The sequence below is a fragment of the Pseudomonas sp. Tun-23181 genome (assembly GCF_057415455.1).
The window spans coordinates 267,708-282,266 of sequence record NZ_CM171630.1; the positions used below are offsets into that span (position 1 = coordinate 267,708).

Consider the following 14,559-nt stretch of genomic DNA (forward strand, 5'->3'; position numbering starts at 1 on the left):
GCATCTGATGATCTGAGGTTATCCATCCAGGTCTTCGGGGGATGACCACTCGAACGCGATGGTTCAGGTCTATTTCTGGATAGGTGTCGAAAAAGGCGGGCAACCTGGTGCTGAGCCAGAAGTTGGCGAAGGCCGGCGAGCAGCACGGCGTCACCCGTTGCTTGCTGATGGCCGCGCCTGGGTGGGGCACAGTGCTTGCGCCGCGCGGGTGAAGTTCTGGTAGCGGGCCGCCGCGACGAAGGCCTTGACGGCGCGCAGGGACGGCATCTTCATCAATGTGTGATCGGGTTCGGTGTGGCTTGACCATAACATCAGGTAATCAATAGACCGTATAAAAAGTCGATTCTTGAGACTGAGAACCTCGCCCTAGACTGTTTGTCAAGCAGCAGCGATGACCGCTCGATTATTTCAATCGGCAGACTATCCGAGTCGATTGAAACATTGAGGACTTAATCGTACAGGTTGTATCGGGCTGATGAGCCCTGACGCATACGGCATGCCGCGGCCCTCCTGCACTTACTTGGGAGCATCCATAATAATGTACAAAAGTACCGATGTATTGGACCTGATAAAACAACGCAAGCCGCAGCATGGGCTGCCGGGTATCGCGTACAGGGACCCGGAAGTCTATCGCCAGGACCTCGAACAGATCTGGCACCGCGAATGGATCTTCGCCGGGCATACGTTCGAGATCGAAAAGCCCGGCCAATATATAACGTTGCAGATTGGCGACTATCCGGTAGCCGTGGTGCGCGGTGGCGATGGCCAGGTCCGTGCCTTCCACAATGCCTGCCGTCATCGCGGCTCCAAGGTCTGCACCGAGGCCAAGGGCAAGGTGGCCAAGCTGGTCTGCCCTTATCACAAGTGGACCTTCGAACTGGATGGTCGCTTGCTGTTCGCCGGTAACATGGGCCCGGACTTCAATACCGCCGACCACGGCCTGCTGCCCGCCCACTGCGAGGTGGTCCACAGCTACATCTACGTTTGCGTAGCCAAGGTGGCGCCGGACTTCGAGAAGTTCCGCAGCGCGGTCTCGCCGTTCATCGGCCCCCATTACCTGGAAGACTGCAAGGTCGCCTTCGAGTCCAACCTGGTCGAGCAGGGCAACTGGAAGCTGGTCTTCGAGAACAACCGCGAGTGCTACCACTGCGACGGCACGCACCCGGAGCTGCTCAACTCCTTCGTCGAGAACGTCTCGGTGCAGGGGATCGGCGGCGAGGAAGACCCGGAGCTGGCCACCCACTGGAACACCTACGAGGCCGGTGGCCTGGCCAGCCGGCTGGTCATGGACCCAGGCGGCCAGTACCGCATGACCCGCATCCCGCTCAACAATGGCGCCAGCAGCTACACCATGGACGGCAAGCCAGCGGTGTCCCGTCGCCTGGACCGCAGCGGCGTGGGCAATATCGGTGCCTTGCTCTATTTCAACTACCCCTCGACCTGGAACCACTTCCTTGGCGACCACGCCTTGAGTTTCCGTGTGCTGCCGATGGGGCCGGGGGAGACCGTGGTGACCACCAAGTGGCTGGTTCCCAAGGATGCCCAGGAAGGCGTGGACTACGACCTCGAGCGCCTGACCAAGGTGTGGATGGCGACCAACGACCAGGACCGCCGCCTGGTGGAGGGCACCCAGGTCGGCGTGACCTCGCCGGCCTACGCGCCAGGGCCGTATTCGGGCCTGGTGGAAAATGGCGTGTGCCAGTTCGTCGACTGGTATTGCGAGCTGATGATCCGCCGTCTGGGCGAGGCCTCGGCGCGGATCGCCTGAGTCACGCAAGAGGCATTTGGGTGGGGTGGCCGGTGGGGCAGGGGCCTTCACCGGCCCTCTGCCGTGATCGGTATTCAAGAACAACAACACAGGAACGCCGTGATGACATCGCCATTCTCGATCCCCAGCCATGCCCGACGTATCGACCCCTCCCGGCAACGCGCCGCTGCGCTCAAGGCAGACGGCTCGGTCGACGACAACGACCGCGTCGAGATCGGCCCGACGCCCCTGGCCTTTGCCGAGTGGCAGCGCCTCGGGCTGCAGGCGCCGCACCTGCCGAGCATGCGCGAGTACCGCCTGCGGCGCATCTGCGAACAGCTGGTAGCCCGTGACCTGGGCGGTATCTTGCTGTTCGACCCGCTGAACATCCGCTACGCCACCGACACCACCAACATGCAGCTGTGGACCACCCACAACCCGGCTCGTGCCTGTTTCGTCGCCGCCAGTGGCCATGTGGTGCTGTGGGACTTTCACGGTTGCGACCACCTGTCTGCGCACTTGCCGCTGATCAGTGAGCTGCGTAGCGGGGCGTCGTTCTTCTACTTCGAGTCCGGTGACCGTACCGACGAGCATGCGCGCCATTTCTGCGCGCAGGTGGATGAGCTGTTACGCACCCATGCAGGCAACAACCGCCGCCTGGCGGTCGACCGCATCGAGGTGGCCGGGTTGCGCGCCCTCGATGCCCTGGGCGTGGAGGTGCACAACGGCCAGGAGGTGACCGAGTTCGCCCGCATGGTCAAGGGGCCGGACGAGATCCTCGCCATGCGCTGCGCCGTCGCCTCCTGCGAAGCGGCGGTGGCCGAGATGCACCAGGCCATGCGTGCCGGAATGACCGAGAACGACGTCTGGGCGGTACTGCACGCTGGCAACATCCGCCGTGGCGGCGAGTGGATCGAGACGCGCATCCTCAGTTCCGGTCCTCGCACCAACCCGTGGTACCAGGAGTCCGGCCCGAGGGTCCTGAGCGATGGCGACCTGTTGTCGTTCGACACCGACTTGATCGGGGTCTACGGCTTCTGCGTGGACATGTCGCGCAGCTGGATCTGTGGTGGCGGGGAGCCGACCGCGGAGCAGAAGCGCCTGTACCGCATTGCCCATGAGCACATCACTACCAACATCGAGCTGGTCAGGCCCGGTGTGCACTTCACCGAGCTGACCGCCAAGGGCCACCGCCTGCCCGAGAGCTGCCGCGCCCAGCGCTACGGCGTGATGTTCCACGGGGTGGGGCTGTGCGACGAATACCCCAGCATCCGCTACCCGGAGGATTTGCAGTCCCATGGCTATGAAGGCGAGCTGCAGGCTGGCATGGCGCTTTGCGTGGAGGCCTATGTGGGGGAGGTCGGGGGGCGTGACGGGATCAAACTGGAGAACCAGCTGCTGGTGACGGAGAACGGGTATGAGCTGTTGACCCACTATCCGTTCGAGGAGCGCTTTCTGCGGGACTAGGGGGGCGGTTTTTTTCAGCGGCGAGCAGCAAGCTTCAAGCTGCAAGTAGACGCGGTGTAGTGAATGTGGCTGCCTGCGCGCGCCCCGGGCCGGTACCGGCCGAGGCCCGTTGCCTGCTGCAGAACTCCGGCCTGTCGGTGGTGGATGTCGCGCTCGCTTGCGGTTTCGTGTCGAGCAGCCATTTCAGCCGATGCTACAGCGCCTTCTTCGGCCACCCGCCTTCGCGGGAGGTCCGCTGTGAGATCTGATCCCGGCAACGCTGGCGGGTGGCTACGTCCCAGCGATCTGCTGCTTGCATCATGCTAGAATCCGCCCCTTCGAATCAGGAGGTAGACGCGTGCGCAAACTGGCAGTGGTAATGGCAGTGCTGGCCCTGGCCGGCTGTGAGAACGAGGTCGAGGGCGTGCACAAGCAGGTGGCCGAACACCTGCACAACCCCAAGACGGCCAAGTTCGCCAACGTGCGGATCGACACCCAGGGCTCCATCTGCGGCCAGGTCCGTGGCAAGGACGATGCCGGCCAGTACGAGCCGTACCGCAGCTACGTGGCGATCAAGCACGATGGCCAGTACGAGGTGCTCGTCGATGAAACCGGCAACAACCTGCGCATCCGTGAAATCTGCGGTGGCGCCGACCTGCAGCGTCGCGCCGATGCCCTGGCCGACCAGCCGGCGCCCCAAGGCTGGGATGTGGAAGTGATCCAGGGCCCGAACATGGGGGCCCTGAGCGACATGACGGCGCGCCTGATCGAGAAGGGGATCCCGTCCTCGGTGGAGTACCGCGACGGCAAGCCGGTGGTGCTGATGGGGCCGTTCCCCACCAAGGCCGAGGCCGAGGCCCGCAAGGCCGATGTCATGGGGCGCCTGGGGACCGATTCGATCGTCATCCAGCATGGGGCCGAGCGCTGAGACGGCGGCTGGCCGGTCGATAAGCGCTGCCTGGTAATCCTGGGGCCGAATGGACAGCTACCCACCGTCCTCCTCCAGGCTGAACCCCTCGACCCCGAACTCACTCTCCAGTGCCAGGAGGTACTGGCGCAGGGCATGCCGGGTGGACGCTTCGCGCAGGCTGTGGCGCACCCGCTCGGCGACCTGGGCATAGGGCAGGGGGCGGCGCTCGACACGCTCGTCGATGCACACCAGGTGCCAGCCATAGCGCGAGGCCAGCGGCCGGTCGTGCAGGCCCGGCGGCAGGCGCAGCAGCGCCTGGTCCAGCTCGGCGACGGTCTGCCCGGCGGTCAGCCAGCCAAGCTCGCCACCCTGGTCCCTGGACGGGCAGGCGGAATGCCGCAGCGCCAGTTCCGTGAAGCGCTCGGGATGTTGCACCAGCTCCCCCAGCAACCGTTCGGCGAGCCGGTACTGCCCATCGCGCGCCCGTGCATCCTCCGGCGCCGCGGGCAACAGGATGTGCCGCACCCGCAGCCGCGCCGGTGCGCAGAAGCGCTCGCGGTGGCTGTCGAAGTAGCGCCGGCAAGCGTCCTCGTCGGCCTGCGGCACCTGCAGCTCACGCTCCAGCAAGCTGGCCACGGCCTCGTCGCCCGGCGCCAGGCCAAGCATGGCCGCGCGCTGGGCCAGCAGCTCGCGCACCACCAGCGCCCGTGCCGCGCAGCGCTGCGCCTCGGCCAGCGATGGCGCGGGGTGGAAGGGGGTTTCCCGGGCGATATCGGCCTCGCTGAGCCGTGTGTCGCCCACCCGGATCACCAGCGTCGGGCTGTCTGGCAGGTTCTCGACGGCGATCATCTCCATGCTTGTTGCTCCTCAGCCGCGTCGGCGGACGATCTGGTAGCTGCGCCCGAAATAGCCCAGCGGAATGCTCCACACGTGCACCAGGCGGGTGAAGGGGAATAGCAGGATGATGGTCAGGCCGAGGAAGATGTGCAGCTTGAAGATCAGCGGCGTGCCGACCAGGAAGCTTGCCGCGTCGCCGCGCAGGAAGACGATCGCCTGGGCCCAGTTGGCCAACGCCACCATCATGCCGCCATCCAGGTGGTGCAGGGAGAAGACGATGGTCACCAGGCCCAGGATCGCCTGCAGCAGGAGCAGGGCGATGATCAGGTTGTCCATCAGGCTGGAGGAGGCGCGTACCCGCGGGTTGAACAACCGACGCCAGAGCAGCATGGCGCCGCCGATGACGCACAGCACCCCGGCGATGCCGCCGAAGACGATGGCCATCAGTTGCTTGTGCCCGGCGGAGAGGAAGGGCGCGTAGACCCAGTGCGGCGTCAGCAGGCCGACCAGGTGGCCGAAGAAGATCGCCAGGATGCCGATGTGGAACAGGTTGCTGGCCAGGCGCATGTGCTTGCTCGAAAGCATCTGGCTGGAACCGGTCTTCCACGTGTACTGGCCATGGTCGTAGCGCAGCAGGCTGCCGAGCAAGAACACGGTGCCGGCCAGGTAGGGGTAGAAGCCGTAGATCAGGTGGAGCAGGTAGCCCTCATGCATGATGCACCTCCTTTTCAGCGCCGGTCCGCGGCGGCGGACGGCATGACCTGGATGACCTGGGGGATCGCCTCGTGCTTGCGCTCGGCCAGGCGCCGGCCTGTGGCGGACTGCAGGCTGCAGTCCTGGTCGGACTGGGCCTCGAAGCGCACCGCTTCTTCTTCCCACACCGCGTCCAGCGCCTGGGGCGTGTTGTCCGGTGGCTCGACGCTGGCAGCCGGGCGTTGGGCATCGATGCTGTCGCTGGCGCCGATCAACGCGAGCAGGGCGCGAGGCACCAGGGCGTAGCGGCTGCCGCGCTCTTCCAGGCGTGCGCCGAGCATGGCGAGGATCGGTTGGATCTCGCCCAGCCACTGGCCGATTTCGTCGTGGGGCCGGGTGGAGAGGTACTCGAGGAACAACGGCAGGTGGTCTGGCAGCTCCCGGGCGTCGAGGGCGAACCCTGCGGCCTCGTACTCGGCCAGCAGGTCGACCATGGCCTGGCCTCGATCGCGGGACTCGCCGTGCACGTGCTCGAACAGCAGCAGCGAGGTGGCGCGACCACGGTCGAACAGCTCGACGTAGGCTTCCTCCAGGTCCAGCAAGTCGCCCTGGGCCAGTGCCTGGCACCACTGCGCCAGCTGGGCGCGCAGCGGTGCGGGCAGGCGCTGCTCGGCATCGAGGATGGCGATCGCCTCGGCACTGGCGGCCTGCAGTTCGCGGCTGGGGTAGTCGAGCAGCCGTGCCAGCACGCGCAGGCTGAGCAGGCCCACCTGTGGCGCCTGGCTGGCGTGATAGTCACCCATGGCGGCTGTCCTCCACCGGGTCGAACGTCTGCACCGGCTTGACCAGCGTGGTGGTCTGCTTGCGCCCGCCGAACAGGCTCACCTCGTTGCGCCCACCGTTGCAGCCGTCGCCGAAGGAGAAGCCGCAACCGCTGCGTTCGGCGAACACGTCGGGGATCTGTTCGCGGTGGCCGGTGGGGATGACGAAGCGGTCCTCGTAGTTGGCGATCGCCAGGTAGCGGTACATGTCCTCGCACTGGGCCTGGGTCAGGCCGACTTCGGCGAGCACGGCATCGTCGTCGCGGCCGTCCACATGCCGGGCGCGCATGTACACCCGCATGGCCATCAGCCGCTTGAGCGCCAGCACCACCGGCGCTTCCTCGCCGGCGGTGAGCATGTTGGCCAGGTAGCGCACGGGAATACGCAGCGACTCGATCTTCGGCAGGATGCCGTCGAATGCCACATGGCCGGCCTCGGCGGCGGACTGGATCGGCGACAGCGGCGGCACGTACCAGACCATCGGCAGGGTGCGGTATTCCGGGTGCAGCGGCAGGGCCAGGCGCCAGTCGATGGCCAGCTTGTACACCGGCGAGGCCTGGGCTGCGGCGATCACGCTGTCGGGCACGCCGTCGCGACGTGCCTGGGCGATCACCTCGGGGTCGTGCGGGTCGAGGAAGATCTCGCACTGGCGATGGTACAGGTCGCGGTCATCGGGCGAGGCGGCCACTTCCTCGATGCGGTCGGCGTCGTACAGCAATACCCCAAGGTAGCGGATGCGCCCCACGCAGGTCTCGGAGCAGACGGTGGGCTGGCCGGTCTCGATGCGTGGGTAGCAGAAGATGCACTTCTCGGACTTGCCGCTCTTCCAGTTGTAGTAGATCTTCTTGTACGGACAGCCGCTGACGCACATGCGCCAGCCACGGCACTTGTCCTGGTCGATCAGGACGATGCCGTCCTCCTCGCGCTTGTAGATCGCCCCGCTGGGGCAGGCGGCCACGCAGGCCGGGTTCAGGCAGTGCTCGCACAGGCGCGGCAGGTACATCATGAAGGTGTTTTCGAACTGGCCGTAGATGTCGGCCTGGACCTGGTCGAAGTTCACGTCCTTGCGCCGCTTGGCGAACTCGCTGCCCAGCAGTTCCTCCCAGTTCGGGCCCCATTCGATCTTCTTCATGCGCTGGCCGGAAATCAGCGAGCGCGGCCGCGCGGTGGGTTGGTGATCGCCCTCCTTGGCGCTGTGCAGGTGCTGGTAGTCGAAGGTGAATGGCTCGTAGTAGTCGTCGATCTCCGGCAGGTCAGGGTTGGCGAAGATGTTCGCCAGCACCCGCCACTTGCCACCGATGCGTGGGTTGATCGAGCCGTCGGCGTTGCGCACCCAGCCGCCGTTCCACTTCTTCTGGTTCTCCCACTCCTTGGGGTAGCCGATGCCGGGCTTGGTCTCGACGTTGTTGTACCAGGCGTACTCGATGCCTTCGCGGCTGGTCCAGACGTTCTTGCAGGTCACCGAGCAGGTGTGGCAACCGATGCACTTGTCGAGGTTCAGGACCATGCCGACCTGGGAACGGATCTTCATTTCACGGCCTCCTGCTGGTAGTCGTTGCCTTCGTCGTCGAGCCAGTCGATGTTGCGCATCTTGCGGGCGATGACGAACTCGTCGCGGTTCGAACCCACCGTGCCGTAGTAGTTGAAACCGTAGGACAGCTGGGCGTAGCCACCGATCATGTGGGTCGGCTTGGGGCATACCCGGGTCACCGAGTTGTGGATGCCACCGCGGGTGCCGGTGAGTTCGGAGCCGGGCATGTTGAGGATGCGTTCCTGGGCGTGGTACATCATCGCCATGCCCGGGCGTACCCGCTGGCTGACCACGGCACGGGCGGCGATGGCGCCGTTGGCGTTGTACAGCTCGATCCAGTCGTTGTCGGCGACGCCGATGGCGCGCGCGTCATCCTCGCTGATCCAGACGATCGGCCCGCCCCGGGACAGGGTCTGCATCAACAGGTTGTCGCTGTAGGTGGAGTGGATGCCCCACTTCTGGTGCGGGGTGAGCCAGTTCAGGGCGATTTCCGGGTTGCCGTTGCTGCGCGGCGCGGCCACGCTGGCGGCGGCCTTGGTGTCGATCGGTGGGCGATAGACCATCAGGCTCTCGCCGAAGGCGCGCATCCACGGGTGATCCTGGTAGAACTGCTGGCGGCCGGTGAGGGTGCGCCAGGGGATCAGTTCGTGGACGTTGGTGTAGCAGGCGTTGTAGCTCACGTGTTCGTCCTCCAGGCCCGACCAGGTGGGGCTGGAGATGATCTTGCGCGGTTGCGCCACCAGGTCGCGGAAGCGGATCTTCTCTTCCTCCTTGCGCCTGGCCAGGTGGCTGTGGTCGCGACCGGTGACCTTCGACAGCGCTTCCCAGGCCTTGACCGCCACCTGGCCGTTGGTCTCCGGCGCCAGGGTGAGGATCATCTCGGCGGCGTCCAGCGCCGAGGCCAGGCAGGGCCGGCCGGCCGCGGCGCCGGTCTGCTTGCGGTAGTTGAGCTGGCCGAGCAGCTCGACTTCCTCGCGCGTCTGCCAGGCGATGCCCTTGCCGCCGTTGCCGATGTCGTCCAGCAGCGGGCCGATCGAGCTGAAGCGCTCATAGGTCTCGGGGTAGTTACGGTGGACCTCGATCAGCGATGGCATGGTCTTGCCGGGGATCGGCTCGCATTCGCCTTTCTTCCAGTCGCGCACCTCGGGCTGGGCCAGCTCGCCGGGGCTGTCGTGCTGCAGGGGCAGGGTGACCAGGTCGGTCTCCTCGCCCAGGTGGCCGACGCACACGCGGGCGAAGGCCTGGGCGATGCCGTCGTAGATCTGCCAGTCGCTGCGCGCTTCCCAGGCAGGGTCGGTGGCGGCGGTGAGCGGGTGGATGAACGGGTGCATGTCGGAGGTGTTGAGGTCGTCCTTTTCGTACCAGGTGGCGGTGGGCAGCACCACGTCCGAGTACAGGCAGGTGGTGGACATGCGAAAGTCCAGGGTCACCACCAGGTCGAGCTTGCCCTCGATGGGGGTGTCGCTCCACAGCACCTCTTCGGGCTTCTGCCCGCCGGCCTCGCCCAAGTCCTTGCCGAGCACGCCGTTGCGGGTACCGAGCAGGTACTTGAGCATGTACTCGTGGCCCTTGCCCGAGGAGCCGAGCAGGTTGGAGCGCCAGACGAACAGGTTGCGCGGGTGGTTCTGCGGGTTGTCCGGGTCTTCGCTGGCAAAGCGCAGTTGGCCGCTCTTGAGCTGGGCGACGGTGTAGTCGACCGTGCTCTGCCCGTTGGCCTTCGCCGCGGCGGCCAGGCGCAGCGGGTTGGTCGCCAGTTGCGGCGCCGAAGGCAGCCAGCCCATGCGCTCGGCGCGCACGTTGAAGTCCACCAGGCTGCCGCTGAAGTCCTGCGGGCGGGCCAGGGGCGAAAGCAGCTCGCTGACCTGCAGCTTTTCATAGCGCCACTGGCTGGAGTGGTTGTAGAAGAACGAGGTGCTGTTCATGTGCCGAGGCGGACGGTGCCAGTCCAGGGCGAAGGCCAGCGGTGTCCAGCCGGTCTGCGGGCGCAGCTTCTCCTGGCCGACGTAGTGCGACCAACCGCCGCCGCTCTTGCCCACGCAACCGCAGAGGATGAGCATGTTGATCAGCCCACGGTAGTTCATGTCCATGTGGTACCAGTGGTTCATCCCGGCACCGACGATGATCATCGAGCGGCCATGGGTCTTGTCGGCGTTTTCGGCGAACTCGCGGGCGATGCGGATCATCTGCGCCGCCGGCACGCCGGTGATCGCTTCCTGCCAGGCCGGGGTATAGGGCTTGAGCTGGTCGTACGCGGTAGCACCGTCGTCCTCGCCGCTGCCGCCGACCGTGGCGACCAGGCCGCGGTCGATGCCGTAGTTGGCGGCGCTCAGGTCGAACACCGTGACGGCCAGTACCTCGCGGCCATCGGCCAGGCGCAGGCGCTTGGCCGGCACATGGTGGTGGATCACCTCGTGCAGCGGGACATGGGCGAAGTGCTGGCGCTCGATACCGCCGAAGTAGGGGAAGGCCACCCGCGCCACCTCGTCGTGGCGGCCGAGCAGCGACAGGCACAGCTTCACCTCGCTGCCTTGGGCCTCGACCGTCTCCAGGTTCCAGCGCCCGCTCTCGCCCCAGCGAAAACCGATGGAGCCGCGCGGCACCACCAGGCGCTCATGGGCCTCGTCCCAGGCCAGGGTCTTCCACTCGGGGTTGTTGGCCTGTTCCAGGTTGCCGGCGAAGTCGCTGGCGCGCAGTTGTTTGCCCGGCACCAGGCTGCCGTCCTCGCGCGGCTCCAGTTCGACCAGGATCGGCATGTCGGTGTAGCGGCGGATGTAGTCGGTGAAATAGGCACTGGGTTTCTCCAGGTGGAATTCCTTGAAGATCACATGGCCCATGGCGATCGCCAGGGCGGCATCGGTGCCTTGCTTGGCGCTCATCCACTCGTCGCAGAGCTTGGCGATCTCGGCGTAGTCGGGGGTGATGGCCACGGTCTTGGTGCCCTTGTAGCGCACCTCGGTGAAGAAGTGCGCGTCGGGGGTGCGGGTCTGCGGGACGTTGGAGCCCCAGGCGATGAGGTAGCCGGCGTTGTACCAGTCGGCCGACTCCGGCACGTCGGTCTGCTCGCCCCACACCTGCGGCGAGGCCGGTGGCAGGTCGCAGTACCAGTCGTAGAACGACAGGCACACCCCGCCGATCAGCGACAGGTAGCGGGTGCCGGCGGCATAGCTGACCATCGACATGGCCGGGATCGGCGAGAAGCCGGCGACCCGGTCGGGGCCGTATCGCTTGACGGTATGGACGTTGGCGGCGGCGATCAGCGTCTGCAGCTCGTCCCAGTCGCTGCGCACGAAGCCGCCACGGCCACGGATCGACTTGTAGCGCCGGGCCTTGTCGGGGTCTTCGACGATGCTGGCCCAGGCCAGCACCGGGTCGGGCTGGGCGGCCAGCGCTTCGCGCCAGAGCTGGATCAGCGCCTTGCGCACCATGGGGTACTTGAGCCGGTTGGCGCTGTACAGGTACCAGGAATAGCTGGCGCCGCGCGGGCAGCCGCGGGGTTCGTGGTTGGGCAGGTCCGGGCGGGTGCGCGGATAGTCGGTCTGCTGGGTCTCCCAGGTGACCAGGCCGTTCTTCACGTACACCTTCCAGCTGCAGGAGCCGGTGCAGTTCACCCCGTGGGTGGAGCGGGCGATCTTGTCGAACTGCCAGCGCTGGCGATAGCCGTCCTCCCAGGCGCGGCTCTCGTCGCGGGTCTCGCCGTGGCCTGCGGCGAACTGCGGCGGCCGCTTGACCAGGTAGCGCAGGCGGTCGATGAAGAAACTCATGGTCTTCCTCCTTGGCGATGGGATCGGCTAGCAGCGAACCTCGGCGTTGCGACGGGTGTAGTAGAACCAGGTCAGGACGATGCACAGCAGGTAGAACAGGATGAAACCGTAGAGCGCCCATTCCGGCCCGCCACTGAGGTCGAACGAGCTGCCGAACGACTTGGGAATGAAGAAACCGCCGTAGGCCGCCACCGCCGAGATGAAGCCCACCACGGCGGCGGACTCCTTCTCGCCGAGCAGGGCCTGCTCGGCGGTGGGCAGGTCGGGGAACAGGCGGGGCGTCTGGATGCGGAAGATCGCCGGGATCATCTGCGTGGTGCTGGCATTGCCCACGCCAGAGAAGAAGAACAGCAGCAGGAACATCGCCAGAAAGCCCCAGAAGGCTCCCGGCTGGTCCTTGCCGGCGATGAAGAACAGCACGCCGGCCACGCACGCGGCCATCGCCACGTAGACCCACAGGCTGATGCGCGCGCCGCCGAAGCGGTCGGCCAGCCCGCCGGAGAAGGCGCGTGACAGGGCGCCGATCAGCGGGCCTAGAAAGGCGAACTTGAGCACGTCCACCGCCGGGAACAGGTGCCCGGCCAGCAGCGGGAAGCCGGCCGAGAAGCCGATGAAGCTGCCGAAGGTGCCGGTGTAGAGCACGCTCATCAGCCAGGTGTGCTTGCGCTTGAAGATCGCCATCTGGTCCCTGAACGACGACTTGGCGCTGGCGATGTCGTTCATGCCGAACCAGGCGGCCAGGGCCGCGGCGATGATGAACGGCACCCAGATGAAGCCGGCGTTCTGCAACCACAAGGGCGTGCCTTGCGCAGTGACCTGCGGCTCGCCGCCCAGGCTGCCGAACACCGCGGCGGTGATCGCCAGCGGCACCAGGAACTGCATGACGCTCACGCCCAGGTTGCCCAGCCCTGCGTTCAGGCCCATGGCACCACCCTTGGCCTGGCGGGGGAAGAAGAACGAGATGTTGGCCATGCTCGAGGAAAAGTTGCCACCGCCCAGGCCACACAGCAAGGCCAGGATGAGCATCACCAGGTAGGGTGTCTGCGGGTTCTGTACCGCGAAGCCTATCCACAGTGCTGGCAGCAGCAGCGAGGCGGTGGACAGCGCCGTCCAGCGTCGCCCGCCGAAAATCGGCACCATGAAGCTGTAGAAGATGCGCAGGGTGGCGCCGGACAAGCCGGGCAGGGCGGCGAGCCAGAACAGCTGGTTGGCGCTGTAGTCGAAGCCGGCCAGCGGCAGCTTGGCCACCACCACCGACCAGACCATCCAGATGGCGAAGCCCAGCAGCAGGTTGGGGATGGAGATCCACAGGTTGCGCGTGGCGATGCGTTTGCCGGTATCGGCCCAGAAGGTCGGGTCCTCCGGGTGCCATTCGCGCAGCACGAAGCCGCTGGGCGTGGACAGCTCCGGCAGGTCGCGGCTTTCGCTGCGTTCGGCCCATTCCACCCGTTCGGCCATGCGGATCGCGTAGTGCATCCAGGCCAGGGCGGCAGCGGCGATCACGAACAGCAGCATGAAGCAGCTCTGCCAGATGCCGATCACGTCGTTGAGCATGCCGAAGGTCAATGGCAGCAGGAAACCGCCCAGGCCGCCCATCATGCCCACCAAGCCGCCGACCACGCCGACGTGCCCGGGGTAGTAGGTGGGGATGTGCTTGAACACCGCCGCCTTGCCCAGCGACATGAAGAAGCCCAGCACGATGATGATCACGGCAAAACCAGCCAGGCCCAGGTGCATGGCGAAGTCGATCTGGCCCTGCACGCCGGTGATGCTGTAGCGCGTCGGCGGGTAGCTGAGCAGGAAGGTGCACAGCGTCGACATGCCCAGGGTCCAGTACATGACCTTGCGCGCGCCATGGCGGTCCGACAGCCAGCCGCCGAGGATGCGGAACAGCGAGGCCGGCACCGTGTACAGCGCGGCGACCATGCCGGCGGCGGCCAGGCTCAGGCCGTAGACCTCCATCAGGTAGTGCGGCAGCCACAGGGCCAGGGCGACGAAGGCCCCGAAGACGAAGAAGTAGTACAGCGAGAAACGCCAGACGCGCAGCTCGGCCAGCGGCGCCAGTTGCTCGGCCAGGGGCAGCGGATGGGCCCGGCGCGAAGCGCTCTGCGGATCGCTCTTGGCCAGCAGGATGAACAGCACGCCCATGATCGCCAGTACGCTGGCGTACACCAGCGCCGCCCCGCGCCAGCCCAGGGCCAGCAGCAGGAAGGGGGCGGCGAAGTTGGTCAGGCCGGCGCCGACGTTGCCAGCGCCGAAGATCCCCAAGGCGGTGCCCTGGCGCTCGGGTTCGAACCAGGTGGCGGTGTAGGCGGTGCCGACGATGAAGGCGCCGCCGGCCAGGCCCACGCCCAGGGCCGCCAGCAACAGCAAGGCGAAGCTGGTGGCGAAGGTCAGCAGGTAGACGCACAGCGCCGACGCGAGCATGAGCAGGCCGAAGACCCAACGGCCGCCGTAGCGGTCGGTCCACAGGCCGAGGAAGATCCGCGAGATCGAGCCGGTCAGCACCGGCGTGGCCATCAGCAGGCCGAGCTGGGTGTCGCTGAGGGTGAATTCATCCTTGATCTGCAGGCCCAGGATGGAAAACAACGTCCAGACGGCGAAGCACAGGGTGAAGGCCAGGGTAGACAGGACAAGGGCGCGGTACTGATCTTTGGCTGGGACATTCGTGGCCATGCAAGCACTTCCTCCTGGAGTGCGAAAGCGACGGATGTGCGTCAGCCAGGGGCGTACACGGGGCTGGCCGAACCAGTCGCCTGCAAACGCCACCCGCCAGCCGAATCACGGTGTGTACTGCACGTTCTCGTTATAGG

General features: G+C 66.3%; 9 protein-coding genes and 2 pseudogenes. 4 read left to right on the plus strand and 7 right to left on the minus strand.

Annotated elements, in window-relative coordinates; genetic code table 11:
• Positions 1–61: 61 nt before the first annotated feature.
• Positions 62–312: pseudogene (locus ACDI39_RS01580) on the minus strand (LysR family transcriptional regulator); the annotation flags it as partial.
• Positions 313–538: 226 nt separating this feature from the next.
• Between ACDI39_RS01580 and ACDI39_RS01585 the strand changes: the two are divergent.
• The 4 genes and pseudogenes from ACDI39_RS01585 to ACDI39_RS01600 all read left to right on the plus strand — a co-directional run bounded on the left by ACDI39_RS01585 (position 539) and on the right by ACDI39_RS01600 (position 4,121).
• Positions 539–1,768 carry an aromatic ring-hydroxylating oxygenase subunit alpha gene (locus ACDI39_RS01585; protein ID WP_486537346.1) on the plus strand — a complete coding sequence of 410 codons (1,230 nt, stop codon included), beginning with the start codon at positions 539–541 and terminating at the stop codon, positions 1,766–1,768.
• Between the two features lie 102 nt (positions 1,769–1,870).
• Entirely contained in the window at positions 1,871–3,214 is a 1,344-nt protein-coding gene (dddP, locus tag ACDI39_RS01590; RefSeq protein WP_486537348.1) for a dimethylsulfonioproprionate lyase DddP, read from the plus strand.
• A gap of 101 nt (positions 3,215–3,315) precedes the next feature.
• Positions 3,316–3,462 (plus strand): annotated as a pseudogene (locus ACDI39_RS01595) (helix-turn-helix domain-containing protein); the annotation flags it as partial.
• An 89-nt stretch (positions 3,463–3,551) separates the two neighbouring features.
• Positions 3,552–4,121: an SPOR domain-containing protein gene (locus tag ACDI39_RS01600; protein WP_225790788.1), complete on the plus strand. Its 570-nt coding sequence runs from the start codon at positions 3,552–3,554 to the stop codon at positions 4,119–4,121.
• Between the two features lie 57 nt (positions 4,122–4,178).
• Here ACDI39_RS01600 and ACDI39_RS01605 read toward each other — a convergent pair whose 3' ends face one another.
• From ACDI39_RS01605 to ACDI39_RS01630, 6 genes are read right to left on the minus strand one after another with little or no spacing between them, the layout of a single operon-like run.
• Positions 4,179–4,958 carry a peptidylprolyl isomerase gene (locus ACDI39_RS01605; RefSeq protein WP_486537350.1) on the minus strand — a complete coding sequence of 260 codons (780 nt, stop codon included), beginning with the start codon at positions 4,956–4,958 and terminating at the stop codon, positions 4,179–4,181.
• Positions 4,959–4,970: 12 nt separating this feature from the next.
• Positions 4,971–5,654 (minus strand): respiratory nitrate reductase subunit gamma, encoded by a 684-nt coding sequence (narI, locus tag ACDI39_RS01610; protein ID WP_225790790.1) that lies wholly within the window; start codon positions 5,652–5,654, stop codon positions 4,971–4,973.
• A gap of 14 nt (positions 5,655–5,668) precedes the next feature.
• A complete protein-coding gene (narJ, locus tag ACDI39_RS01615; protein ID WP_225790791.1) occupies positions 5,669–6,436 on the minus strand; it encodes a nitrate reductase molybdenum cofactor assembly chaperone in 768 nt (255 codons plus the stop codon).
• On the minus strand, positions 6,429–7,985 hold the full coding sequence (gene narH, locus ACDI39_RS01620) for a nitrate reductase subunit beta (RefSeq protein WP_253080050.1): 1,557 nt from the start codon (positions 7,983–7,985) through the stop codon (positions 6,429–6,431). Before narH ends, narJ begins: the two co-directional genes overlap by 8 nt.
• A complete protein-coding gene (locus ACDI39_RS01625; protein ID WP_253102312.1) occupies positions 7,982–11,746 on the minus strand; it encodes a nitrate reductase subunit alpha in 3,765 nt (1,254 codons plus the stop codon). The genes narH and ACDI39_RS01625 overlap by 4 nt, the downstream gene beginning before the upstream one ends.
• A gap of 27 nt (positions 11,747–11,773) precedes the next feature.
• Positions 11,774–14,422 carry a nitrate/nitrite transporter gene (locus ACDI39_RS01630; protein WP_262923649.1) on the minus strand — a complete coding sequence of 883 codons (2,649 nt, stop codon included), beginning with the start codon at positions 14,420–14,422 and terminating at the stop codon, positions 11,774–11,776.
• Between the last annotated feature and the right edge of the window lie 137 nt (positions 14,423–14,559).

Bases quoted from the DNA above. Each gene is read 5' to 3' on its own strand.
- ACDI39_RS01605 (WP_486537350.1), bottom strand. From the start codon at position 4,958: ATGGAGATGATCGCCGTCGAGAACCTGCCAGACAGCCCGACGCTGGTG.
- narI (WP_225790790.1), bottom strand. From the start codon at position 5,654: ATGCATGAGGGCTACCTGCTCCACCTGATCTACGGCTTCTACCCCTAC.
- ACDI39_RS01585 (WP_486537346.1), top strand. From the start codon at position 539: ATGTACAAAAGTACCGATGTATTGGACCTGATAAAACAACGCAAGCCG.
- ACDI39_RS01625 (WP_253102312.1), bottom strand. From the start codon at position 11,746: ATGAGTTTCTTCATCGACCGCCTGCGCTACCTGGTCAAGCGGCCGCCG.
- narJ (WP_225790791.1), bottom strand. From the start codon at position 6,436: ATGGGTGACTATCACGCCAGCCAGGCGCCACAGGTGGGCCTGCTCAGC.
- ACDI39_RS01630 (WP_262923649.1), bottom strand. From the start codon at position 14,422: ATGGCCACGAATGTCCCAGCCAAAGATCAGTACCGCGCCCTTGTCCTG.
- dddP (WP_486537348.1), top strand. From the start codon at position 1,871: ATGACATCGCCATTCTCGATCCCCAGCCATGCCCGACGTATCGACCCC.
- narH (WP_253080050.1), bottom strand. From the start codon at position 7,985: ATGAAGATCCGTTCCCAGGTCGGCATGGTCCTGAACCTCGACAAGTGC.